Genomic DNA, 21540 nt, shown 5'->3' on the forward strand with positions numbered 1-21540 from the left:
AGCGGGACCTGCCGTCCCGGCTCCCGGCCCAGGCCCTGCGGGTCGTCCACGACGCCGACCGGGTCGATCTGGCGGCGGCCGAGCACGCCGCCGCGCGGTTCCTGCACGCCCTGGGCATATCCACCGACTCGGAGAGCCTGCGCGGCACGCCGGTCGCCGTCGGGGCCCCGGCCCGGCTGCGTCCCGACGCCGCCGCCACCGTGACCGCTCTGGCGACGCTCACCGGCAGCGCGCCGATGCTGGTCACCGGCGACAACCCGCGCGCAGCCGCCCGCCTCGCCGCCGAGGTCGGCATCACCGACGTCCGCGCCGGCCTGCTGCCCCAGGACAAGGTCACCGCCGTCCAGGAACAGGAGAAGGCCGGCCGCAAGGTCCTGGTGATCGGCGACGGCGTCAACGACGCCCCCGCCTTGGCCGCCGCCCACACCGGCATCGCCATGGGCCGCGCCGGCTCCGACCTCGCGCTGGAGACCGCGGACGCGGTGATCGTGCGCGACGAACTCGCCACCGTCCCCACCGTCGTCGCGCTCTCCCGCCGCGCCCGCAGCTTCGTCGTGCAGAACCTGGTGATCGCCTCGGTGTTCATCACCGGCCTGGTCATCTGGGACCTGGCGTTCACGCTGCCCCTGCCGCTCGGTGTCCTCGGGCACGAGGGCTCGACCGTCATCGTGGGGCTCAACGGTCTGCGGCTGCTGCGCGAGGCCGCGTGGAAGCGCGCGGGCGCCGAGGGCCGCAAGGCCGGCGGACGCCCTGTCTGGCTCGGCCGGGTCAACGACACCGAGGCGTCGCGGGACATCACCGCCTGGGTCGAAGCCGGCGGCCCCGGCCTCGCGGACGCGCCCGACATCCTCGACCTCTACACCTTCAGCCCCTCCCGCCGTATACGGCAGGCACTCGACGACTGAACAGAGCCGCGCGTGAAGGCGCCAACCGGCAGAGACGGTTGGCACCTTCACACCTGGATGTCAGGTCACATCAGGAATAGACCCAGCCCGCACTCACCCCAGCCGGTCCGCAGCCGAGCCGAGTCAGTACGAGCTTCCCGAGAGCGCCTTCTCGGAGCGGAGCACGGGCCACTCGCCGGAGGCCGTGGAGACGTACGCGGCGCCGTTGTTGCTCGCGGAGAGCGTGGCGTTCAGGGTGGTCTGTGTCTCGTTGTAGTAGTCGGTGTGGCCGATGAGGTCGCCGGCGGCGTAGCGCACCTGGTGGGCCGCCGTCATCGAGGTCGCGGAGTCGTCCGAGACCACCGAGTCGTAGTCCGAGCCGATGACGGTCCAGTCCGTGCCGCCCGTGCCCTGCGGGTTCTGTCCGTTGGCGTTGAGGTCGGCGAGGAACGGGGAGCCCGCCGTCATCTCGGCGCACTGGATGGTGGAAGTGGTGCACAGCGAGGCGGCGTTGGCGCCGTTGTGCGGCGTTCCGAGCGTCACCACGTTGCTGACCAGGAGGGACGGCGGGAAGACGCTGTCCTTGGCAGCCACCCGGTACAGGGCGTAGCGCGCCACCAGGCCGCCCATGGAGTGGGCGACGACTCCCACGTTCTGGCCCTTGGCGGTGTAGGTGTTGTAGACGTACCAGGCGAACTGGTAGGCGATGTGCTTGATGTCGGTGCCGGTGGAGTCCTCGCCGTTCACCAGGCCGCCGGGGTAGTACGTGCTCTGGGAGCCGTAGTTGTTCAGGTCGACGCCGCAGTTGCTGTCGTCGTAGTAGTACTTGAGCTTCACCTGGGGGCCCGTGAAGCCGTTGGATGTCAGGAAGTTGGACATCTTCGACCAGATCGAGCAGTCGCTGCCGAATCCGGTCGGGTCGTAGCCGTGCAGGTAGAGGACGGGCGTACTCGCGTTGCTGCTGCCCGAGTCCGCTTGCGCGGGCGTCGCGAAAAGGCCGGCGGCCAGGGCGAGTGAGGCCAGGAGGGCGGCTGTGCGTACCTGACGAAGACGCAAGGTTTCGCTCCAGGAGAGGAATCGGTGCGGAGGGCCGACGGTGCGGTGACTGCGGCGGTCACCACGCGGGCGGGTGGGCAGTCGGGCAGGCGGACGCGGAACGCGCGGGCGCGTGTTCCTGCGGTCGGTCCACCGTGGGGGGAAGGTCGGATGGGTTCCTGGCGCCTTTGTGGGGGCTCTGCCCAACCGAACGAGGGAACAGTATGTTTCCGCCCAGTAACCGTCAATCCCTTGGGTGCATTTGATATCCGCCTGAAAAACGAAACGCCGCGGAGCGCAATGCGCTGGCTGGTCAGGCAAGTTACGGTTGGCTGCTGTCCGCTTCTGGGGAATCCAGCGGCAGCGGTGGCGAGTCGGACGAGGTCGCCCAAGTCCTCGCATGCGTGCGCTGGAAGCCTCCGTCGCGGACCCGGTCCGGGTCGCCACTGCGGCTGGAAGATCGAGGAGTGTGTCCAGAGCGTGAGGTACGAGTATGGCCCTGGGCCAGATTCGGGCTCGCCGTCTTTTCTGAGAATGCGCCAAGGGAAGGCGGCGTCGCAGCTCGGTCTGGAACGGTGAATAACCAGATGGGACGGTCAGTAGAAAGGACTTCCACCGATACCTGTGGCGATCCGTCTCGCTGCTGGTCAGCGTCCCGAATCGGGAGGGGACGCCGATGCGGGGAGTTGGCGGGCGGTGGCCAGCCGGTGGAGGCTGAGCCGGACCGCGGCCGGGCGCGGGCCGAGGCCAGCGGCGAGCGCCTCGGGGTAAGGCGGGGCTTGCGCCGCAGGCGTTCGAGACGGCGCGGTCGGTTTGGCCTTCGCTGGCGCGGACGGTGTGGTAGGCGGCCAGCGGCCCGCTGCCGAGGGCGAACGGCCCTACGTGCATACGCCGTACGTGCCGGTCACAGCGGTGCTGGTCGCGGTGGCGGCACCGATCACAGCAGTGGAGCACCAGGCGATCAGCGCGGCAGGACGGCGGACCGGATGGTCGGGCATCGGCAGGTGGCCTTTTCTGCGGTCGTACGGGGGCGGGTGCCAGCCCGTCACTCGCTCTGGGTTGCCGTGCAGGTCGCTGCGGTGGCCCTGGCCGAGGGGCTCCCAGCCCTGGAAGGTGGAGGGCTTCCAGCGGGGGCGGTCCGGGATGCTGGTGTCGTCGGGGCGGGCAGGGTGCCGCGGTTTCAGCGGTTGCGGGCGTCACCGACGCTGATGCCCAGGTGCGCGGCGACCTCGGCGTAGCCTCAAAGCTGCTGGTCGTCGGCCATATGGGGGTCCGTTCCTGGTGTTTCGGCGATGAGCGTACGTGCCGCCGGCCGGGTGGGCGTACGGCGAGGCCGCCCTGGCCTGGTCGGCGCGGGGCGGCCTTGTGCGGCGGTGCTCAGGAGTCGGCAAGGCGGTTGGCGAGTTCGAGGGCGGCGGTGGCGACGGCGAGGGCGGAGCACAGGCCGGTGACCTCGTCCAGGGTGGGGCGCACCAGGTGGGGCCAGTCGTCGGGGGCGGCGGGCCAGGTGACGAGGTGGACGTCGGTGGTGGCGAGGCCGAGACGGGCGATGACATCCCAGCCGGCCTCGGGGGCCTGCTCCCACCGGAGCAGGATGCGGCCGAAGGGGAGTCTGGGTGCGGTGGTCGGGAGCCAGAGGACTTCGATCGGCTGGCCTGGGTCGGTGGGGATGCGGCGGACGAGTGCCCCGCTCGCCCACGGTGGCACGGGGTGCAGCGCGATGCGGTCGAGCGGCTGTCGGCGGGCGAGGCGGCGGGTGGTCGGGATGTGCGGGCTCCTTCGGGCGGGTGGTGGTTCAGGCCCAGGCGAGTTCGTCGCGGACGGCGGCGGGCAGGTAGTTCTCCTGGCCGTCCTCGGCGAGGTAGGCGATGCCGTCGTGGACGACGACGTCACTGCCGATGTAGTGGGCGAAGGCCCAGTCCGGGTTGACGGCGAGGCGCACGCGCAGGTTCGGGTCGACGGCCTGGAGCTGGGCGATCAGGTGGGCGACGGTCAGGTATTGGGGCACGGTGATCTCCTAGAAGTGGTGCCGCCGGTCGGGTATTGGGACGGAGTGGGGTGTTGCGGGTCGAGCCGGGGATCTCACGTGGGTGAGCGTGGTGTCCGGCGGCGGCGGGGGAGAACGAGGACGGGTTCGTCGGCGGGCCACGGGTCGCAGCTCTCCCACGGGCAGCCCCGGGTGAGGACAACGGTGCCTTGCGAGCCTTCGACCTGAGGCAGGCCGCAGACGCCGCACCCGCACGCCGGGTCGTACGGCCCGGGGTCTGCCGGGTAGGGCCCGGAGGCGAAGAAGTCGGTGCGGCGGCAGAGCCCCGGCCTGGCGGGAGCAAGGCGGAGACGATGAGGTCCCCGGGGCGGACCTCGTCGGCGCGGACAATCCGAAGGGCCGGGCTGATGAAGTGGCTGTCCTGCACGGCGAGGTCGAGAGGGGTGAGCGGTGTGCCATGGGCGATGACGTGGTCCAGTCGGGGTGTGGGCAACAGCTGCTCCGATCAGGGAAGTTGGGATGGTCAGTAGGTGGGGTTGGCGATGAGCGCGGCGAGGAATCCAGGACGGCCTCGGAGGGGGTGTGGACGCCGAACTCCTGGGTCCACGGGGCGGCGTCGGTGGGCTGGACCTGGATGCGCCAGACGATGCCGCGCTTCCAGGCGTCGGGGTCTTCGGGCAGCCAGCCGACGTAGACGCGCCCGTCCGGGCTGGTGCAGTGCACATTGGCCTCGGGGGTGTCGACCGTCGGCCAGCCGAGGCCGCCGAGGAGGGCGAGGACGGGCTCCGCGCTATGGTCGCTCGAGAGCCAGGAGCGGGCTTCGGCGGTCGGGTGGATGGGGGCGGGCAGGAGGCTGCTGGGGGTGTTCACGGGGCCGGGGCCGGGTCCCTTCGTTGACCTGCGGTTTCGGCGACGTGAGTACGTTGACATGGGACGTCCCGAAGTTCGTAGTCGTTTCCCGGGTACGGCTGTCTGCCGTGGGCGAACTGGAAGGGAATGGATCGCGGCCTCGGGGTGCTCAACCAGGGTTACGGCGTCGGACCGTACGGGACCGAAGGGGGACGAAGGCGATGGCGGCGAGCAGAGGCCGGGACATGGCGGCGCTGGAGCGCAAGGTCCGCAGCGCGGGTCGAGCGTGGACGATGGGCGACGTCACGGTGATCGCCGAAGGCCAGTGGGCCGTGCGCACCATGAGCCGGATCGAGCTGGAGCAGGAAAAGGCGGTGGAGGCGCGGCTGGCGGACGGCCGGCGGGTGGAGCTGACCGTGGAGGAGCTGGCCCGCGTGGTGGGCGCCACCGATCCGGGAGCCCACCACGGCTGGGAGGCGAACTGACATGCGCCTAGAAGTTTGCTGAAGATCTTGCTGACGGAGGGGCTGTCCCGGTTGGGGACAGTCCCTCCTGCGTTATGTGGTTGCGTGGGCGATGGTCCAGGTGTGGCCTGTGCGGGTGAGGCCGAGGTTGATCAGTCGACGGAGATTGAGGGCGGCAGCGCGGTTGTGGAACCAGGTGTTGTTCTTCAGAACGCTTCGGTAGGGGACCCTGCGGTTGCCCCGGGCGGTGAGCCAGGCGATGGCTCGTTCGACCGGTGGCCGCCAGCGGCGGTATTCGGCCTGCCAGTTGGGGTCGGTTGCGTGCTGGCGGGCGGTTTTGAGGCGGTCGTACTGGGGGTGGACGTTGAAGGTGCGGCCGGTCTTGGAGTGGGCGGTCCCTTGGGCGATGCGCCACCGGCCGTCACGGCCGTCGTCGGCGGGTTCGACGTCCTGCCCGGCGACCAGGGCCAGCAGACCGACCGCGTCGGCGGCCTTCTCGTCGAGCTGCCGCTCGGGTAGACGGCCCAGGAGGTTGTGCGCGTCGGTGACCAGGGCGTCCACGAGTGTGGCGCGGGCCTGCTCGTCGTTCCAGGCGATGCGGGGCTTGCCCGGGTCGGTGTAGTCGTGGGCGGTGCACCAGGTGGTGGCAACCCGCTCGGCGCCGGGCACATCGCGGATCACCCGGCGGATCGCGGCGACGAGCTGGGTGACGGTGTCCTGGGTGGCGACCGCGTCGTCCAGCACGGTGGAGTCCAGCGCCCGCCGGTGCTTTCCCTTGAGGACGCCGGTGGCTGCGACGACCTCCTTGACCTTGGTGAACAGCCGGTTCGGGTCCGTAGAGCGTTGCAGCCGGCGCCGGAAGTACGTCAGCAGCGAGGGGTCGAACGCGGTGTCGTTGAGGCCGAGCCCGCAAGCTGCGTTCCATCGCAGATCGCAGCGCAGTTCCTGGACAGTGTCGAAGTCCGACAGCCCATGCAGACACTGCAGAACCACCGTCGCCGCCAGAATCTGCGGCGGCATGCTCGGCCACCCGTTCGTCGACGGGTACATGTCCGCGAACATCGATCCCGGGAACAGCGCCTCCCGATGCTCGGCCAGGAACGCGAACACACTCCCCGCTGGGATCAGATCCCGGCAGGTCTCCCACACATCCGGCCCGACCAGCCCACCAGCCCAGTCCCCCTGCACACAGCAGTCTGGCCTCATCCCGGATCGGGTGAGGCCAGAACCTGAAAGTTTTTCAGTGATCTTCTAGACGGCGCTGTCCTCCGCCTAGAGTCCAGCCTGCCTGCGCAGCGGTCCGATCGACCAGTAGACGCTGCCGAAGTGCCAGGCCTCGACAGTAATGCGCCCGACGGCAACTGTGGTCATCCCGTTCTGTTGCACTCTGGGCCGAATGTCAGGAACGATCCGCCGTATCTTTGCGCTGCGAGTGACGGGCACGGATTCGACTGCATCTGCCTCGGATATGACCCGGAACCGATGACCATGGAAAAGTGGCTCAAGCTCGGAATGCGGACAGACTATGCCGTCTATCATCAGGCTTTCCAGCCCGTGGAAGCCCGGTTCACCTCACCGCTACGTCCTGCCCTGGCCCGCCTTTTGCTGGGCGACCCGAGTGCTCACCCTGAGGGCCGCAGGCTCGTTCTCCGGGATGTCGGCCTCTACCTCACCGCCCTCAGCCTGATCGAGGCCAACGGCTCGACGAGCGCAACCGAAATCATCAAGGCCATCGGCGGGCAGCTGCTCATCGAGCGCGTTCACGCCGAGCTGGACGCCCTCCTTGAGCAGGAGCTCCTGTGTGCTCAGCCTCCCGAATCAGCGGGGTAAGTGCCGGACCATGTCGCCCGAGCTCGCTGAACGCCGAGCTCATCACGACAGGCTGCACCGCCCCCACCCCAACGACCGAGCCCGGCCCCGCTGCGGGTGAGGAATGCGACCGCGGCGCTGCAGCTCCCGGACCCCGCGCCGTGCAGCCTCGCTGGCGGCCACCACGAACTCGCCCTGTTTACGGGTGGTACTTCTCGGCGATGGTCTGGGCGAGGCCCAACGAGGAGTCCAAGGTGACGCGGACGGTGACGGCGCCGGTCTTCGCGGCCGTCTCCAACTGGTCGGTGGTACACCTCGTGGTGCCGTAGCCCTGGCGGTCCATGGTCACGGTGCTGCCGTCGGGGGAGCAGATCGCGGCCGCGCCGAGGACCTTGGTGGCGTTGTTGAGCATGAACACCTGATCGCCGCCGCCGTTGTCGGGCTTGACCATCAGCTTGCCGGGCGCGAGGTAGCTCAATTTGCCCACGAGCGTCTGCTGGTGGCCCTCGTCGGACCCGCCGCTCCCACCGGAGGTTGAGGAGGAATCCTGACCGCTCGCCACGGACGCGGTGGCGGTGGGCTTGCCGCTCCCACCGGAGGTCGAGGAGGAACCCTGACCGCTCGCCACGGATGCGGTGGCGGCGGGCTTGCCGCCGGCCTGCGCGGGACTCGTGGCAACCGGCACGCTGGTGGCGGAGGGGGCGCCCGAGGAGGTCGCGTCTTCGGGTCCGCACGCCGTCAGCGCCAGCCCAGCGACGACGAGCACCGCAGTCGACAGTCCCCAACGAGCAGTCCTGATATGCATGTTGTCCCTCATTCACTCTCGACGCTGTCCCACCGGAATGGTGGCGGTGCGGGCGGCCCCGCCCCTTCCCGAGGCGGCCTCCCCGCTGACACGGTGATCCTCGCACTGGCCGTCCACACACGTCAGCGCCTGTTACAGGCCCGTGGCGCAACCCGCACACGTCATAACAATCGGCACGAGAGCGTCGCCGCTGAGCCGACCCACACCGACCATCGCGGCCCACCTGGGACGTGAACCGACTGCCGCTCCGGTGCGGTTCGTGCCGCTGACGGGAGCCCCGCGGCGCCGGGTCTTCGTTATCTGGCGATCCACCTCGGCCGCGTCCTTCGATCGCCGCGGCGGTCGAAGCTCTAGTCGAAGCCTGTCCGGTCACCTGATGCGCTCCTACCGCCGTCTGATCGCCTACCTCGCCACCGGCGCCACCCTGGACGGCCCAGCCAACCGCAGCCGGCTGGGCACTTGGCTGCGTAAGCAGGCGTCCCCTGGCCGCCCCGCCCCGCTCCTCGCCGTCCCGGCCTACCTGGCCGGGACGGCCGCCCGTACTGTCACTGGCCAATTCGCTCGGTTCTGATCCACTCTTTGTGGAGCCGTGGCTGGGGGGGCAGGTGACCAAGCGTTTGGCGGGCCGAGCCGAAGCGGTCAGCAGCAGCTCTGCGGACGGAGGTACTCGGGCGCCTTGTTAGAAGCTTAGCTAAGATGCTAAATATCTAACATGGCAGAAGCGCAGAACGAGGCGGGGGCCTTCCGGGCCCTCGCTGATCCGACGAGGCGCCAGATCCTCGAGGACCTCAGAGGCGGTGAACTCGCGGCCGGTGAGATCGCCGCCAGGTTCGCGATCAGCGCACCCTCCATTTCGCGACATCTCGGGGTGCTCAAGGGAGCCGGACTGGTCACTGAGCGACGGGAGGGCAACCGGATTCTCTACGCGCTGGACGCGGATCGCCTGGCCACCTGCATCAGTCGCTTCCTCAGCGCCGTCTGCCCCGAGCAGATCGTGCTTCGCCACACCAAATGGCGCCCCGGGGCGCAGAGCGAGGGATCATGAAACAGCCGCGACTGTCCAGTGTCGTCGAACGAAGGCTCCTGGTGAACTACCGCGTCGCGCCGGATGTCGCGGCACGGCTGGTCCCTGGGCCACTGCGCCCGCAACTGGTGCGCGGCTACGCGGTCGCGGGCATCTGCTTTCTACGCCTGGGGAGTGTCCGACCTGCCTGGGCACCCAAGGCGTTCGGACTGCGCAGTGAGAACGCGGCTCATCGGATCGCCGTCGAGTGGGACGGACCGGACGGCGTCGAGATCGAGACCGGCGTCTACATCCCACGACGCGACACAGCCTCCCGGCTCAACGCCTGGGCTGGAGGCCGCCTCTTCCCCGGCGAACACGGCCGCGCCGACTTCGAGGTGCACGAGACCCCAGGTCAGATGCACGTCGCACTGGCGACATGGGATGGCGACACGCGAGTGGACGTCATGGTCGAGTTGTCGGACGACCTGCGAGGCAGCGAGCTTTTCGCGAATCTTGCCGAGGCTTCTCGCTTCTTTCAGGGCGGGGCAAAGGGCTTCTCGGCCACCCGCTCTGGCTGTCACCTGGACGGCATGGAGCTGCGGACCAGCGCTTGGCAGGTGGAAGCCGGCCGGGTTCGCTCCGCCGCGTCGTCCTTCTTCGACGACCCGGATCGCTTCCCGCCGGGGAGTGCGACCTTGGACTGTGCTCTGGTCATGCGCGACGTTCCCGCAAGTTGGCGGCCGCTCGCGGCCATGGCTACCGAGCGAGGCTGAACTCGCTTCGACCGAGCGCCCCACGGCGGGGCACGTCGACTGGCGGTGGAAGCGGCCGCCCGCCCTCCTTCTCCCGTCCGGACTGTCTCTACCTGGCCGGACGTCATCGGTCCCGCGTTCGTCCAGGGATCGGCAGCTCCATGAGGCGCGCCGTCTGCTCTTCCTGGACCCGGCGGGCCGTCTCCAGGAAGTCGATGATCACGGCGAGTTGCTCCTCGCCGTAGTGTCGGAGCGCCAGCATCCCCGCCTCACCGACGGGTCCGTACACCTCGCGTTCAGCGGTGCGGGCGGTATCGGTGGCGGTAACCAGAACCCGCCGTCGGTTGGCGGCGTCCCGGTTGCGGGTGACGAAGCCCGCTCGTTCGAGGCGGTCGATGGCGGTTGTTGTCGCCGCCGGGCTGAGCTTGGCCGCAGCAGTGAGCTCTCCGGCCGAGATCGGTTCCTTGGCCAGGACCAGATCTAGGCAGCGCAGGTCGGTGCGGTTCAGCCCCAGCAGGGTTGCGGCCGCCTCGTCGAAGGCGTCGAAGCTCTGCTGGAGCAGTCTCATCTGCACGGCGATTTCGCCCGCGCCAAATTCTTTCGACATTCGAAGCTTTCTGTTACCGTAGGGTTCGACAGTCGAAATGATAGCTCAGGAGGACGCCATGCCCACCAGTAACGAGCAGATCGCGGAGTTGTTCGAACAGTTCATGCAGGCGTGGACCGACAACGACGCCGCCGCCTTCGGCGCCTGCTTCACCGCCGATGCCGACTACGTCTCCTACGACGGCACCCACGCGACCGGCCGCCCGGCCCTCCAGGACAACCACGACCGGCTCTTCCGCGGCGTGCTGGCCGGCTCGGCGCTCGTCGGCGATCTGGAGGCGATCCGCCACATCACTGCTGACGTCGCCATCGTCCACGGCACGGCATCGGTGCTGATGCCCTGGCGATCCGAGCTGCCCAAGCGGCGCCTGTCCCGGCAGACCGTCGTTGTCGTCCGCACCGAGCAGGGCTGGCGGATCTCCGCCATCCACAACGGTCGCGTGCGGCCGGTGACCATCCCAGACCCCGATGCCTTCCCGTCCCGCATGTCACAGGCGATGAGCAGGATCGGCCGACGCCTGGGCGCGGGCCGCCCCGACCCCGGCACCTCGCGGACACGGTGACTGTGAAGATCGTCGCACTCCAGCGTGAGCCATCGGGGAGGCGAACCTCAGCATCGACGTTGCAGACCTCGTCGAGTACTCATCAGGGTTCGGAAGGAAGGAAGCCTCGAAGCCACCGGTTCGGACGCGATAGTAGGGGCCGTCCCACCGGCCTCGGATCGCAGTTCCGTGCTCATGCTGGTCACCTGGGGAGGATCCCAGCGCATGACGCCGGGCACAACTGGCTTACGGGCAGCCGATCACACTGGTGATACCCCTGCCGGTGGACAGGTAGTTTGCGGGAGGACAGAGAGAAGAGTTCGCATGGACTCCCGGATCGCCCGCATCCGACGCAAGCTCGCCAAGGTGCCCTATGCCGCCCTGCGAAGCCACTCCTTCGGCGAAGAGAAGCACGGGTTCCACCTCGAACCTCCGTTGCCGGACGTGAAGGTCGCCGAGTTCCAGGCTGATCACCACATCCAACTTCCCGGTCCCTACCGCAGCTTCCTGACCACACTGGGCGGGGGCGGAGTATCGCCTCTCTATGGCCTGCTGCCGTTGCAGTCATGTCGGCTGTTCACGATGGACCCCCGAGGCGAGCCCGGCCGCCCTCGGGGGTTCACGCTCGCCGACGGCCCGCCTCACCGAAGTGACCTTTTCCTGCACATCATCGAGGCAGGGTGCACCGACCTGGTGCTTCTCGGCATCACAGGTCCCCTGGCCGGCCGCGTCGTCACCGGAAACGCCGACGGCTTCTGGGGCCCCAACGTCTCGTCGGCCACCGACTTCCTGGCCTGGTACGAACGCTGGCTCGACCACATGCTCGACGGCCGCGACAACCGCGACCTGGAACTGACCTCACCTGCCCTGCGAGCGCCGGTCGGACCGCATCCTGAGGCAGCACCACGATCGCGAGGACCTGTCACGGCCCTGAGAATCCGGAGCTCCGGTGGTGGCCCCGCTGCGCGCAGGGCCACCACCATGGACGACCCGCCCCGCCCGGTGCCCGGCCCCGCTGCATGCCTTCCTCCCGGAGATGGCCGGGCCCCTCACGCTCGTCGACAGCCGCCGCAGGCAGCGCGGCGTGCGGCAGGCGTCGACCCGGGAGCCGGGCTCGACGACGAACCCGACGCCCCCTTCCCTGAGAGTGCCTCTCCTCACGGCGGCTTCCCGGACGAGGCCTTCCCGCCCGCCGACGAAAGCGCGACCGACCCGCTTACGCCGGACACCGCGAGCAGTGTCCGAGGCACCGGCCTCGGCCTCCTGCGCCGTACCCCGACCGATGCCGAAGCCGGCGCCCTCACCGGCCCGGGCACCGCGATCACGAAGGCGCGCCCCGTCGGCGGCTCCCGCCGCCACACCGTCGACGCCACCGATGCCGAACTGAAGGCGATCATGCGGGTGCTGTACCTGAAGTCCCTCTACCGCGGCGCCACCGGCTACCGCCATGTCCTGCGTCGCTCGGCGGGTGTTGGCGGGATTCCGCGGGAGCGGCCGGAGCCCGCGTTGTGCTCATCTCACCCCCGGTAGGCCGAAAGCACCTAGGCTTCGACCCATACAACGGGAGAAGGCGGGGGCCGCGGTGACCGACGACAGTGCTGTTCCCGACGCCGCTCCCGGCCGCGGGCCTGCGGAGCCGGAGGAAGCGGCACCCGCAGCCGTGTGGAACTCGATCAGGGACAGCACGATCAACGGCCCGGTCTTCATGGCGGGCTCCATCCATGACGTCCAGTTGACCGTCCAGCAGATCACCCAGCCCCCGCTCGGGCAGCAGGTGGTGGGAGCGATCCCGTTGCTGGCCAGCGCCTTCCAGCCGCGTACGGCGATCCGGGAAGCCGTCGGGCGAGCCCGCCGCGAGGGCGAGACCGTGGTGCTGACGCAGCTGCTGAGCGGTGCGGGCGGGGTGGGCAAGACCCAGCTCGCCGCCCACTACGCGAGGCAGGCGGTCTCCGACGGCATCGACGTCGTGGTGTGGGCGGACGCCACCGAACAGTCGGCCGTCTCCGGTGTCTACGCCCGCGCCGCCGTGGCCGTGCGGGCGCCCGGCGTCTCCGGCGACCGGGCCAGCACGGAACAGGACGCCGCGTGCTTCCTGGACTGGCTCGCCGCCACAGAGCACACCTGGCTGGTGGTGCTCGACAACGTCACGGACTTCGGCAGGAAAGGGCTGTGGCCGACCACGTCCAGGTGCGGCAACGGCCGAGTCCTGGCCACCACCCGGCGGCGGGACGCCGCTGTCAGCGCGGGCGGCCGCGCCGTGGTCGACGTCGACCGCTACACCCCCGAGGAAGCCGACCGATTCCTGCGCGAGCGCCTCGCCCAGGCCCGACGACCGGATCTGCTCGACGGCCGGGCCGCCGAACTCGCCGCCGCACTCGGCTTCCTCCCGCTCGCCCTCGGGCACGCCGCCGCCTACCTGATCAACACCGGTTCCACCAGCGGCGCCTACCTGACCATGTTCCACCAGCGGAGCCGGACCCTGGACAGCGTGCTTCCCGCCAGCGCGGACGCCGAAAACTACGGCAGCCCCGTCACCGCCGCGCTGCTGCTCGCCCTCGACGCCGCGCAGCTCCAGGAGCCGCAGGGACTGGCCGTGCCCGCGATGAGGCTGGCCGCCGTCCTCGACCACGCCGGCCACCCCCGCCGGCTGTGGACCACGGAGGCCGTCACCCGCTACCTCGCCGAGCACCGCTCCCCGGCCGAGGCCCCGACCGCAGGTCTCGCCGGTCACACGGACGCCGACTCTCCGCCCCGGGCGGATGGCCGGCGGTGGCGGTGGCGGTCGCGGACGCCCAAGCCGGTCGTGACACCGGTGAGTCCGGACGACGCCCTGCGGGTACTGGCGGTACTGCACAGCTTCAACCTGCTCACCGACCAGGGCCCGGCCGGCGGGTCGCGCTCCGTCACCCTCCACACCCTGACCGCCTGCGCCGCCCGGGACACCGACGCCGACCACGACCCGTCCCTACGGGCCGCCGCCGACGCGCTCACCGAGCTGTGGCCCGACCCGCTCGACCCCGACCGCGAACTTGCCGACGCCCTGCGCTCCAGCACCGACGCACTGTCCCGTCATGCGGGCGATCGGCTCTGGGGGATGCGCCGCCATGCCGTCCTCTACCACGCCGCCGAGGACCTCTTCAACGCCGGCCTGTACCGGGCCGCCGTCGACAGGTGGGTGCACCTCCACGCCCACACGGAGAAGACCTTCGGCCCCGACAGTATCGAAACGCTCCTCGCCTGTTACTCACTCACCGCCAGCCTGGTCGCGGCCGACCGCCCCGACCAGGCCGTCTCCTTCGTGCACGGGATCGCGGACATCGCCAAGCGGAAACGATGGCGCCGCCATCCCGCCTACCTGATGCTGCAGTCGGTACTGGCCTCGGCCTACCGGGACGCCGGGCACACCGCGGCGGCCCTCCGCCTGGGCGAGCTCCTGCTGCCCGACTACGAGCGCACCTTCGGACACGCCGGCGCCGAGACGCTGAGCCACCGCAGGGAGCTCGCCCACACGTACGACCAGGCGGGACGCACGGAGGAGGCCGTCGCCATCCTGGAACGCGTCATCGCCGACAGCGAGCGCCAGTTCGGGCCCGGCCATCCCGAAGCCGTGAGCGCCCGGCAGAACCTGGCCGGGTGCTACGCACGCGTCGGCCGCACGGACCGGGCGCTCGCCCTGGACGAGGAGGTCGTCGCCGCCCTGCCGAAGACCGTCGGAACCGAGCATCCGCACTACCTGGTCGCCCAGGTAGGCCTCGCAAACTCCTACGAACAGGCCGGCCACCCAGAGGAAGCCATCGCCGTCCTCCAGCGGACGGTGGCCGAGGCCGAACGACTGCTAGGAGCCGACGACCGTCGCACCCTTGACGCCAAGAGCGGCCTCGCGTTCGCCCTGGCCCGGGTCGGCCGTACTCGCGAGCCCGTCACCCTCCTGGGCGAGGTCCTCTCCGTGAACGAACGCCTCCACGGACCCCGGCACCCCAGGACCCACACGGCGCGCGCCAATCTCGCCACCGCCTACTGCCACGCCGGCCGCGCGGGCGACGCCATCCCGCTCCAGCGGCAGGTGCTGGAGGCCAGCGCACGCATCGCCGACGCCCGGCCCGACCGGCACACCGCCCGCGAGAACCTCGCGTTCATGCTGGTCGAACACGGCGGGGAACTCCAGGACCGCGACCCAGAAACGGCGCACCGGCACGCCGCGGAAGCCCTGGACCTGGTGGCTCCCCTCCGCCCGGCCGCCGGTGGGGAACTCGCAGAACTGCGCCGTTCGGCAGCCCTGCTCGCCTCCGTCACCGGCAACCGCCGCACCTGACTCCGACCGCTGGCCGCCCCGCGCTGTCCGACCATGCTGACCGTACCGACGAGAGCAGCCGCTTCTCGCACTGGTCCCTGGCCCAGGCCCAGGTGTCCAGGGCCGCGTCCCAGCGCGAGGGGACCACCCTGCTCACGAACTACCGCTACGACGACGGCCACCACCTCCGTCAGGAGTACGTCCGCCAGGAGCTCAACTGCCCCGAGGATCTCGAACTGTCCAACCTGACGGTCGACCACGCCCTCCAGTTCGCCGCCGTCACCGCCGCCCAGCCCACCGTCCACGCCGCCAACCAGCGCCTGCTCGCCCTGTTCGCCGCACTGCCCACCCCGAAAGACGACACCGAGTTCTGGCGCGCCTTCGGGAAGGCCGCCGGCAACGGCTACTTCCTGCTGGGCAACCTCCAGAACTCCCTGCGCCTGACCTACGCCCACACCACCGAGACCGGCCTCGCTGGACTCCTGCTCTCGGGCTTCGACGAGGTGCCGGCCAACGAGCGAGAAGCTCTCGCGAACCTCTTCGGCGACCGCCTCGGGATGGGCACCCGCGGCGGACACCTGTGGATCACCGCCGTCGAGCAAACCGCGCTGGCTGCGCTGGTCGCCTCGCACCTCCCCAAGACCGCCGAAGAAGTCGAGGACTTCCGCGAGGGCTGGCGCCTGGACTGAACCACCCGGTGGTGGTCCCGCTGTGCGCCGGGCCACCACCAGGGACGACCCGCCCCGCGCGGTGCCGGGCCCAGCCCCGCTGCAGGCCTTCCTCCCGGAGATGGCCGGGCCCCTCACGCTCGTCGACATGAGGGGCTCGGCCATCAGCTTACGACCGACCCTCCGCCCGGCGTTCGCGGGTACTACAACCCCAGCGCCCCACTGAGGGCACGTCGGCCGCCTCGTCGGTCGGCGACCCAGCGAGGCTGCGCCGGTAAGCCGGTGCGAAGCACCGAGGCGGCCGGGCCCCCGGGTACCGACCGCACTCACGGGTGGATCTATATCGGGCTAACAGGACCAACCCACTGATTTGGGATGACGGCTGCCCGCGCCGTCCCCCGGCGGCGAGGGGGAGGGCACCTCGGCGCGACCCCGGAGGCCGCCCATCAGGGCCGGTACCGCGCCGCGAGGTCGCCGTAGCCGCCCGCCGTCCAGACCGCCCGGCGGAAGTCCGCGAGGCTCAGTGCCCCGGTGCCCTGGCCGGCGGCTGGCGGGAAGTGCGTGGTGCCGCAACGAGCGCAGTACCAGGCCTGGTTCCAGAGGCGTTCGGCCCGCGGCCGGCCTGCCAGCCGTCGGCGCCTGGCGAGGAACAGGGTGACCGCCCCCACCACCAGGCCGATGACGACGGCCATGAGCAGGTACGACACCACGAGCACGGTCGGCGTGCTGTCCGCGTCGGCCAGCGGGGCCGCCGCCCGGGAGGCCGTGGGGCTGGGAGCGGCGCCCGGGACGAGCCCCGGGTAGTGGCCCGGGAAGTCGTTCGGGAACTCGGGATGCCTGGACCCCCACCAGGCGGGCGGCGAGAAGTCGGGCTGGTGCTCGCCGGAGGCGTTGCGCTGCGTCATGCCTTCGATGAAGGTCACGATGGCCGCGAACAGCGCCGGGAAGGCCAGCACTATCAGTGCCCGGAACGCCGCGGTGGCGGTAGGCGGCGCGGGCGCCAGAGCCCGGCCGAGCGCCGAGACCTCCTCACGGGTCTCGGCGCGGCCGTTGCTGCCGGAGCCGCGGATGGTGACTGTTCGCCGTTCGTCCCGCGAGACCGCCGGCACACCGCGGACCCGGTCGGTGAGCGCGCAGCTCGGGCATGGCGTCAGGGAGCCGTGCGGCGGTGGTGCGGACACGGCGTCGTTGATCGGCATGTGCGGAAGTCCCCCCAGCGGTACGGCGGTCGGGCGACCGTTCGTATCGAGTGCGACGCGGGCGCCCCGCAGCCGGTTGCGGCCAGCCCCGAGGAAACCGGACCACCGCCCCCGGCCGGTCGTCCACAGGCGGTTCCCAGCCACTACCGCCGGTTCACGGCCTGCTTGACGGTCTTGATAGACGGCGCCGTCTCGACGGGGGTGACGGCGGGGAGCGCGGCGACCCGGGTGGTCAGGTAGCGCGACCTCGGCCGGGTCCGGGTGCACCAGCTCCTGCGCTCCGGCCGGGGCCTCCTGCTCGACCCGCAGGACACCCTCGCCGGGGCCGTCGGTCCCTGGGCCGACCGGGTGGACCGGGCCGACGGGGGAGCGCCCGTCGAACGGATGCTGATCCGCCCGGACGGCCACGTCTGCTGGGAGGGCACCCCGGAGACCCTGCGGCTCACCCGCTGGTTCGGCGCGCCGAACCGGACCGCCTGACACGTCCCCAGTGCCGGGCGGGGGCCGTGGTCAGCCGCCCGTGGTCATCCGGTCGAGCAGGGCGGCCAGTTCGGCGGGGCGGACCAGGAAGCGGGAGTGGCTGCCGGGTAGTCGGTGGACCCGGGCCGTGAGACTCTCCAGCCGGGCCGGCCCTCCAGGACAACCCGACCCGGACGGGTCCGCCGTACGAATCCGTGAGCCGGTACCGCCCGAGCTGTAACCGTCACGTATTCGGAGTGCGCCGTATGCGTCAGCCGGAGGGGAGAGGCCCCGTCTGGGGGTTCGTCAGGCACATTGGGTCAGCGGTTCCAGCGCACCCGGCGCCGCAGCGGCACCACCGGGGCGAGAGGTCCGCTGTCGTCGGCCTGGCCGGTCTCGGACTCGGCGGTCACCAGGGTGGTCGGTTCCGGTGGGCGGGGCTTCGCGTGCCGGGGCGGCCCGGTTGGCGGCGGGCAGAGCGCCGGTCCGTTGCAGTGGCCGCAGGCGCAGATCCGTGGCGTGCTCTCGCCGGGCGGGCGCCGGTGCCGCCCAGGGCCCGGCTTGGACGTTCCAGGCCATGGCCTGCTCAACGACCGGCCGCACCGACCCCGGCACGGCCGGGCTACAGGCGGCGGTGCCGCTCGTTGCCGAGGGCGGCGCGCAGCTCGGCCAGGAGCCGGCGGGCGGCCGGCTCAAAGGGTCGACTTGGTCAGGGACCACACGCCGAACCACTGCCCGGCGTCGAACTCCTCGAACCGCTCCACCTCGGTGAACCCCAGCTTCACCGCCAAGCGCACCGAGCGGTCGTTGGCGGCCTGGGTGCACAGCACCTATCGGATCCGACGACAGCGTCGGCCCTGACCGACTGTGAGTCGATCACGCCCGCGCTTGGCTCCGGATCCCGCCCGGCCTTCTCGCGGACCTGGCGGCGGAGCCGGTCGTGCAACTCCCGGATCAGGTCCTGCTCGCGCCAGCGGCGGAAGAAGGCGTAGACCCGGTCCCATGGCGGGAAGTCGGCTGGTATGGCCCGCCACTTCGTGCCCTTGTCGACCAGATAGCGGATTGCGTACAGCATCGCGCGGTGGACCTCCGGCTGCCCGCCCCGGCCCCGCAGCCAGCCCGGCACCGGTAGCAGCAGCCGCAACACCGCCTACTCGGCGTTCGACATGTCCGTCGGGTAGCGGCGCTCGCGCACCCCGTGGTCGCCGGCGTATCTGGAGGACGGGGCCGCCGAACGGCCGTTCCTCCTCGGCGAGCGAGCGGACGAAGCCAGCCAGCCCGTGCTTGGTGCCGGCGTAGGCCGCGTAGCCCGGCCGGTCGGGTGCCGAAAAGCGAGCCCACCAGGACCAGGTCGCCGCCGCAGGCGTCCAGTTCGGGCAGCAGACGGCGGGTGAGGAGCATCGGCGCGAGGAGGTTGATCTGCGCCGCGCGTCCACGAGGTGACGGCCTGGCCGTACCACCCGCTGCTCGCCGAGGCCATGGCGGAGGCCGTGGTGTGGGTGATGGACCGCCCAGGGGGACGCCTGGGTGTCGGAGATCGTCATCGACCCGACCGAGGCGCGGCACTGAACCGCCGGCATCGATCCGTCTCCCGAGGCCGAGCCCGCGACCGGACACTATTCCCGGCAGAAAGGCGCCATGCCATGACCACCTTCGACTGACCCGGCCGGGCAACTGCTCGCCGCTCTCGTACTCGCGGCGGGCCTTGCGCTGAGGCGGAACGCCCCGGGGCGCCGTCAGCGGCTGGCAGCGGGCGGGTAGCTGGCGGAGCGCGGCGATGACGCGCACGGTGTAGCTCTGACCGCGTCGTACGCTCACGCCCTGGTCGACGTGGGCCGCTCGGCGGGTTCCAGGGCACCGGCGCGGAGGAATTCCAGTCCGCGGCCTTGACCGGCATGGCGAGAACGGCCAGCAGCTCCGGCGTTGGTCGGATGCGCTCCCTCAAGGTCAGGGGGAGAGAAGGTCGCGCATGCGGGTCCGTTCGGCCCGGGAAACCGCGGCGGGGCGTCCGGCCGTCATACCACCGTCGACTGCGAGATCCTGCCCGGTCACCAGGCGGCTGGCGTCGCCGGCGAGCCACAGTACTGCCGCGGCGATGTCGTCGGTTCGGACGGTACCGGGAAGCGGTTGGCTGGAGTCCAGCAGCGGTTTGAACGCTTCGGCCACTGACGTGGCCGTGGCGTCAGCAACCGATGCGTCGGCTCCGGAACCCTTGGCGAAGATGCCCGTCGGCACGAAACCGGGGGACACGCTGTTCACGCGGACCTCGTGCTCGCCCAGGTCCACTGCCGCGCACCGGGTGAGGTGGAGTGCCGCGGCCTTGGCGGTCGAGTAGTCCAGGCCGGACCAGCCGGCGATCTTACCCGCCAGGCTTGCCACGTTGATGATGCTTCCTGAGCGCTGGGTCACCATCTGCCGTCCGGCGTGCTTGATGCCGTGCATGACGCCCGCGACATGGACCGCCAGTGTCCGCGTGAACACGGCCGAGTCGAAGTCGGTCACCGACGCCATGTTCCCTGGCCCACCCGCGTTGTTGACCATGATGTCCAGCCGCCCGTAGCGCTCGACGGCGTGGCCGACCAGTGCCTCGACGTCCGCCTCGACCGACACGTCGCAGCGCACGAAGGTCGCCGACTCGCCCAGTGCCGCGGCCCGCAGGTGTCCTTCCTGCTCGCGACGGCCGGCGAGGACGACGTGGGCGCCCTCGGCGGCGAACACCTCCGCAATACGGGCTCCGATGCCGCTTGTCGCCCCGGTGACGATGGCAACCTTGCGGTGCAGACTCTTCATAGCGCAACTCCGGTGTCGGGTCCAAGGCACATGCGATAGGACCGGGTACGGCAAATGTTGATCTTTATCATTGGTCATCAGGGACCCCTGAACAAGTCACGCCGTCCAGCGAACGGGATCGCGCGCGGCTGGGCTGGCGTGGACTGGCATTCGACGGCAGCGTGATCGCCTACGACATGATCACCAGCTGTAGCTGGGGCAAGGTATCGGCCTTGGGACCACTTTGGGACCAAGCGCCGTGGACGGGAATGGACGTCGATGGTCCGAATCGGACGCTTCTGTACAAAGTAAACCCTGAGCAACAGTCAGCTCGCTTGGTGCGCGGCACGCTTCGGTCGTTCAGTCAACTCAAGGAAAGACCAACTAAGTTGCGCAACAAAGAAGCCGGAGCGACAGGCTTCGGCTGCCGACAACAGTTGGACCGCTTGACTGGGGGTCGAGGGGCGCGGGTTCAAATCCTGTCGTTCAACCGGGGGCGATCACGGGCATCGGTGCCGGACACAGTGACGGACCAGGGCTACCGCCGGCCGAGAGTCGCCAGGGGTGGCAGAGCGAGAGGTGGTCCAAGCGGCTACCGAAGCCGGTGGACCCGGGCGCGGGGACCCGGTCCCGCGCCGGTTCGGGCCGGTGAGGCGGTGTCGTGCGAGATGGATCGGCCTGTCGGTTATGCGTTCTGCCGGGCGGCGGCGCGGCCCGCCTGGCGGGCGCTGAACAGACAGCCGCCGAGGAAGGTGCCTTCGAGGGCGTTGTAGCCGTGGAAGCCTCCGCCGCCGAAACCGGCGACTTCGCCGGCGGCGTAGAGGCCGTCGACGGGGGTTGCCGTCGGGCCGAGGGCGCGGGAGTCCAGGCCGGTCTGGATGCCGCCGAGGGTCTTGCGGGTGAGGGTGTGGAGCACGCCGATGAGGGGTCCGTGGGCGGGGTCGAGGATCCGGTGGGGGCGGCGGCGCGGCCGAGGCGGTCGCCGAGGTAGCGGCGGGCGTTGTGCAGGCCCTGGATCTGCGAGTCCTTGCTGTAGGGATTGGCGATCTGGAGGCCGCGGGCCTCGATTCTGGGCCCGGATGTCGGCCGGGTCGAGGAGGGGTTCGGGTGTGATCCGGTTCATTCCCGCGACGAGTTCGTCGAGGGTGCGGGCGACGACGAAGTCCTCGCCGTGGCGTTTGAAGGCCTCGACCGGGGCGGGCGCCCCACTGCCGAGCAGGCGGGTGCGCAGGAAGGCGGTGCGGTCCTTGCCGGTGATGTCGGGGTTCTGTTCGAGCCGGAGAGGGCGAACTCCTTCTCGGTGATCTTCTGGGTGAGGATGTCCCCCAGGCCGTCGGCCCCCGGTGGGAAGCTGGAGACGGCGGCGGGGACGGCCAGCAGCAGGCTCAGGGCACCGGCGGCGGAAACGAGCAACC

Annotated in this window: 20 protein-coding genes and 3 pseudogenes; 11 read left to right on the forward strand and 12 right to left on the reverse strand. The window is 70.5% G+C overall.

The annotated features are described in order from the left end of the window. Positions 1-11 precede the first annotated feature (11 nt). A pseudogene (locus ACZ4WV_RS00405) lies at positions 12-719 on the forward strand (HAD-IC family P-type ATPase); the annotation flags it as partial. Between the two features lie 309 nt (positions 720-1028). On the opposite strand, the gene ACZ4WV_RS00410 reads toward ACZ4WV_RS00405, so the two are convergent. From ACZ4WV_RS00410 to ACZ4WV_RS00425, 4 genes are all read right to left on the reverse strand, one after another. After that, positions 1029-1940, reverse strand: coding sequence for an esterase/lipase family protein (locus tag ACZ4WV_RS00410; protein WP_465741223.1), 912 nt, complete (start codon positions 1938-1940; stop codon positions 1029-1031). Between the two features lie 1356 nt (positions 1941-3296). Beyond that, positions 3297-3626, reverse strand: a complete 330-nt coding sequence (locus ACZ4WV_RS00415) for an esterase (RefSeq protein ID WP_465741225.1) — start codon at positions 3624-3626, stop codon at positions 3297-3299. A gap of 88 nt (positions 3627-3714) precedes the next feature. Continuing rightward, positions 3715-3927 (reverse strand): hypothetical protein, encoded by a 213-nt coding sequence (locus ACZ4WV_RS00420; RefSeq protein WP_465741227.1) that lies wholly within the window; start codon positions 3925-3927, stop codon positions 3715-3717. A 9-nt stretch (positions 3928-3936) separates the two neighbouring features. Then, complete coding sequence (locus tag ACZ4WV_RS00425) at positions 3937-4836, reverse strand: SPDY domain-containing protein (protein WP_465741229.1); 900 nt, start codon at positions 4834-4836, stop codon at positions 3937-3939. A gap of 140 nt (positions 4837-4976) precedes the next feature. On the opposite strand from ACZ4WV_RS00425, the gene ACZ4WV_RS00430 reads away from it, so the two are divergent. Further along, entirely contained in the window at positions 4977-5240 is a 264-nt protein-coding gene (locus ACZ4WV_RS00430; RefSeq protein ID WP_465741231.1) for a hypothetical protein, read from the forward strand. Between the two features lie 72 nt (positions 5241-5312). On the opposite strand, the gene ACZ4WV_RS00435 is transcribed toward ACZ4WV_RS00430, so the two are convergent. Beyond that, the gene (locus ACZ4WV_RS00435; protein ID WP_465741652.1) at positions 5313-6407 is read right to left on the reverse strand and encodes a transposase; all 1095 of its coding nucleotides are present in this window, start codon (positions 6405-6407) and stop codon (positions 5313-5315) included. A 294-nt stretch (positions 6408-6701) separates the two neighbouring features. Here ACZ4WV_RS00435 and ACZ4WV_RS00440 point away from each other — a divergent pair, with 294 nt between their 5' ends. Continuing rightward, positions 6702-7049 carry a hypothetical protein gene (locus ACZ4WV_RS00440; protein ID WP_465741233.1) on the forward strand — a complete coding sequence of 116 codons (348 nt, stop codon included), beginning with the start codon at positions 6702-6704 and terminating at the stop codon, positions 7047-7049. A 178-nt stretch (positions 7050-7227) separates the two neighbouring features. On the opposite strand, the gene ACZ4WV_RS00445 is transcribed toward ACZ4WV_RS00440, so the two are convergent. Beyond that, complete coding sequence (locus ACZ4WV_RS00445) at positions 7228-7794, reverse strand: hypothetical protein (RefSeq protein WP_465741235.1); 567 nt, start codon at positions 7792-7794, stop codon at positions 7228-7230. A gap of 415 nt (positions 7795-8209) precedes the next feature. Between ACZ4WV_RS00445 and ACZ4WV_RS00450 the strand changes: the two genes are divergently transcribed. The 3 genes from ACZ4WV_RS00450 to ACZ4WV_RS00460 all read left to right on the forward strand — a co-directional run bounded on the left by ACZ4WV_RS00450 (position 8210) and on the right by ACZ4WV_RS00460 (position 9612). Further along, positions 8210-8404: a hypothetical protein gene (locus ACZ4WV_RS00450; RefSeq protein ID WP_465741237.1), complete on the forward strand. Its 195-nt coding sequence runs from the start codon at positions 8210-8212 to the stop codon at positions 8402-8404. 141 nt (positions 8405-8545) lie between these two features. After that, complete coding sequence (locus tag ACZ4WV_RS00455) at positions 8546-8878, forward strand: metalloregulator ArsR/SmtB family transcription factor (RefSeq protein ID WP_465741239.1); 333 nt, start codon at positions 8546-8548, stop codon at positions 8876-8878. Continuing rightward, on the forward strand, positions 8875-9612 hold the full coding sequence (locus tag ACZ4WV_RS00460; protein ID WP_465741241.1) for a DUF2071 domain-containing protein: 738 nt from the start codon (positions 8875-8877) through the stop codon (positions 9610-9612). The genes ACZ4WV_RS00455 and ACZ4WV_RS00460 overlap by 4 nt, the downstream gene beginning before the upstream one ends. Positions 9613-9715: 103 nt before the next feature. Here the strand turns inward: ACZ4WV_RS00460 and ACZ4WV_RS00465 are convergent, their stop codons facing one another. Continuing rightward, the gene (locus ACZ4WV_RS00465; protein ID WP_465741243.1) at positions 9716-10198 is read right to left on the reverse strand and encodes a MarR family winged helix-turn-helix transcriptional regulator; all 483 of its coding nucleotides are present in this window, start codon (positions 10196-10198) and stop codon (positions 9716-9718) included. 58 nt (positions 10199-10256) lie between these two features. Here ACZ4WV_RS00465 and ACZ4WV_RS00470 point away from each other — a divergent pair, with 58 nt between their 5' ends. From ACZ4WV_RS00470 to ACZ4WV_RS00485, 4 genes are all read left to right on the forward strand, one after another. Then, the gene (locus ACZ4WV_RS00470; RefSeq protein ID WP_465741245.1) at positions 10257-10760 is read left to right on the forward strand and encodes an SgcJ/EcaC family oxidoreductase; all 504 of its coding nucleotides are present in this window, start codon (positions 10257-10259) and stop codon (positions 10758-10760) included. 303 nt (positions 10761-11063) lie between these two features. Then, positions 11064-12269: an SMI1/KNR4 family protein gene (locus ACZ4WV_RS00475; RefSeq protein WP_465741247.1), complete on the forward strand. Its 1206-nt coding sequence runs from the start codon at positions 11064-11066 to the stop codon at positions 12267-12269. Between the two features lie 52 nt (positions 12270-12321). Next, a complete protein-coding gene (locus ACZ4WV_RS00480; protein WP_465741249.1) occupies positions 12322-15051 on the forward strand; it encodes a tetratricopeptide repeat protein in 2730 nt (909 codons plus the stop codon). A 92-nt stretch (positions 15052-15143) separates the two neighbouring features. Then, positions 15144-15719 carry a hypothetical protein gene (locus tag ACZ4WV_RS00485; RefSeq protein ID WP_465741251.1) on the forward strand — a complete coding sequence of 192 codons (576 nt, stop codon included), beginning with the start codon at positions 15144-15146 and terminating at the stop codon, positions 15717-15719. A gap of 425 nt (positions 15720-16144) precedes the next feature. On the opposite strand, the gene ACZ4WV_RS00490 is transcribed toward ACZ4WV_RS00485, so the two are convergent. Beyond that, on the reverse strand, positions 16145-16897 hold the full coding sequence (locus ACZ4WV_RS00490; RefSeq protein WP_465741253.1) for a hypothetical protein: 753 nt from the start codon (positions 16895-16897) through the stop codon (positions 16145-16147). Positions 16898-17158: 261 nt separating this feature from the next. On the opposite strand from ACZ4WV_RS00490, the gene ACZ4WV_RS00495 reads away from it, so the two are divergent. After that, complete coding sequence (locus ACZ4WV_RS00495) at positions 17159-17377, forward strand: aromatic-ring hydroxylase C-terminal domain-containing protein (protein WP_465741255.1); 219 nt, start codon at positions 17159-17161, stop codon at positions 17375-17377. A gap of 671 nt (positions 17378-18048) precedes the next feature. Here the strand turns inward: ACZ4WV_RS00495 and ACZ4WV_RS00500 are convergent. From ACZ4WV_RS00500 to ACZ4WV_RS00515, 4 genes and pseudogenes are all read right to left on the reverse strand, one after another. Further along, positions 18049-18186: pseudogene (locus tag ACZ4WV_RS00500) on the reverse strand (GNAT family N-acetyltransferase); the annotation flags it as partial. Further along, positions 18138-18503 carry a transposase gene (locus ACZ4WV_RS00505; protein ID WP_465741257.1) on the reverse strand — a complete coding sequence of 122 codons (366 nt, stop codon included), beginning with the start codon at positions 18501-18503 and terminating at the stop codon, positions 18138-18140. The gene ACZ4WV_RS00505 and the pseudogene ACZ4WV_RS00500, both read right to left, overlap by 49 nt. A gap of 800 nt (positions 18504-19303) precedes the next feature. Beyond that, positions 19304-20146, reverse strand: a complete 843-nt coding sequence (locus tag ACZ4WV_RS00510) for an SDR family NAD(P)-dependent oxidoreductase (protein WP_465741259.1) — start codon at positions 20144-20146, stop codon at positions 19304-19306. Between the two features lie 664 nt (positions 20147-20810). Further along, a pseudogene (locus ACZ4WV_RS00515) lies at positions 20811-21445 on the reverse strand (FAD-binding protein); the annotation flags it as partial. Positions 21446-21540 lie beyond the last annotated feature (95 nt).

This window comes from Kitasatospora sp. NPDC029312, assembly GCF_055569215.1.

What these genes read in the sequence shown, in the direction of transcription:
- ACZ4WV_RS00425 (WP_465741229.1), bottom strand. Translation starts at nt 4,836, where the DNA reads ATGTCAACGTACTCACGTCGCCGAAACCGCAGGTCAACGAAGGGACCC.
- ACZ4WV_RS00430 (WP_465741231.1), top strand. Translation starts at nt 4,977, where the DNA reads ATGGCGGCGAGCAGAGGCCGGGACATGGCGGCGCTGGAGCGCAAGGTC.
- ACZ4WV_RS00440 (WP_465741233.1), top strand. Translation starts at nt 6,702, where the DNA reads ATGACCATGGAAAAGTGGCTCAAGCTCGGAATGCGGACAGACTATGCC.
- ACZ4WV_RS00450 (WP_465741237.1), top strand. Translation starts at nt 8,210, where the DNA reads ATGCGCTCCTACCGCCGTCTGATCGCCTACCTCGCCACCGGCGCCACC.
- ACZ4WV_RS00455 (WP_465741239.1), top strand. Translation starts at nt 8,546, where the DNA reads ATGGCAGAAGCGCAGAACGAGGCGGGGGCCTTCCGGGCCCTCGCTGAT.
- ACZ4WV_RS00460 (WP_465741241.1), top strand. Translation starts at nt 8,875, where the DNA reads ATGAAACAGCCGCGACTGTCCAGTGTCGTCGAACGAAGGCTCCTGGTG.
- ACZ4WV_RS00465 (WP_465741243.1), bottom strand. Translation starts at nt 10,198, where the DNA reads ATGTCGAAAGAATTTGGCGCGGGCGAAATCGCCGTGCAGATGAGACTG.
- ACZ4WV_RS00470 (WP_465741245.1), top strand. Translation starts at nt 10,257, where the DNA reads ATGCCCACCAGTAACGAGCAGATCGCGGAGTTGTTCGAACAGTTCATG.
- ACZ4WV_RS00475 (WP_465741247.1), top strand. Translation starts at nt 11,064, where the DNA reads ATGGACTCCCGGATCGCCCGCATCCGACGCAAGCTCGCCAAGGTGCCC.
- ACZ4WV_RS00490 (WP_465741253.1), bottom strand. Translation starts at nt 16,897, where the DNA reads ATGCCGATCAACGACGCCGTGTCCGCACCACCGCCGCACGGCTCCCTG.
- ACZ4WV_RS00510 (WP_465741259.1), bottom strand. Translation starts at nt 20,146, where the DNA reads ATGAAGAGTCTGCACCGCAAGGTTGCCATCGTCACCGGGGCGACAAGC.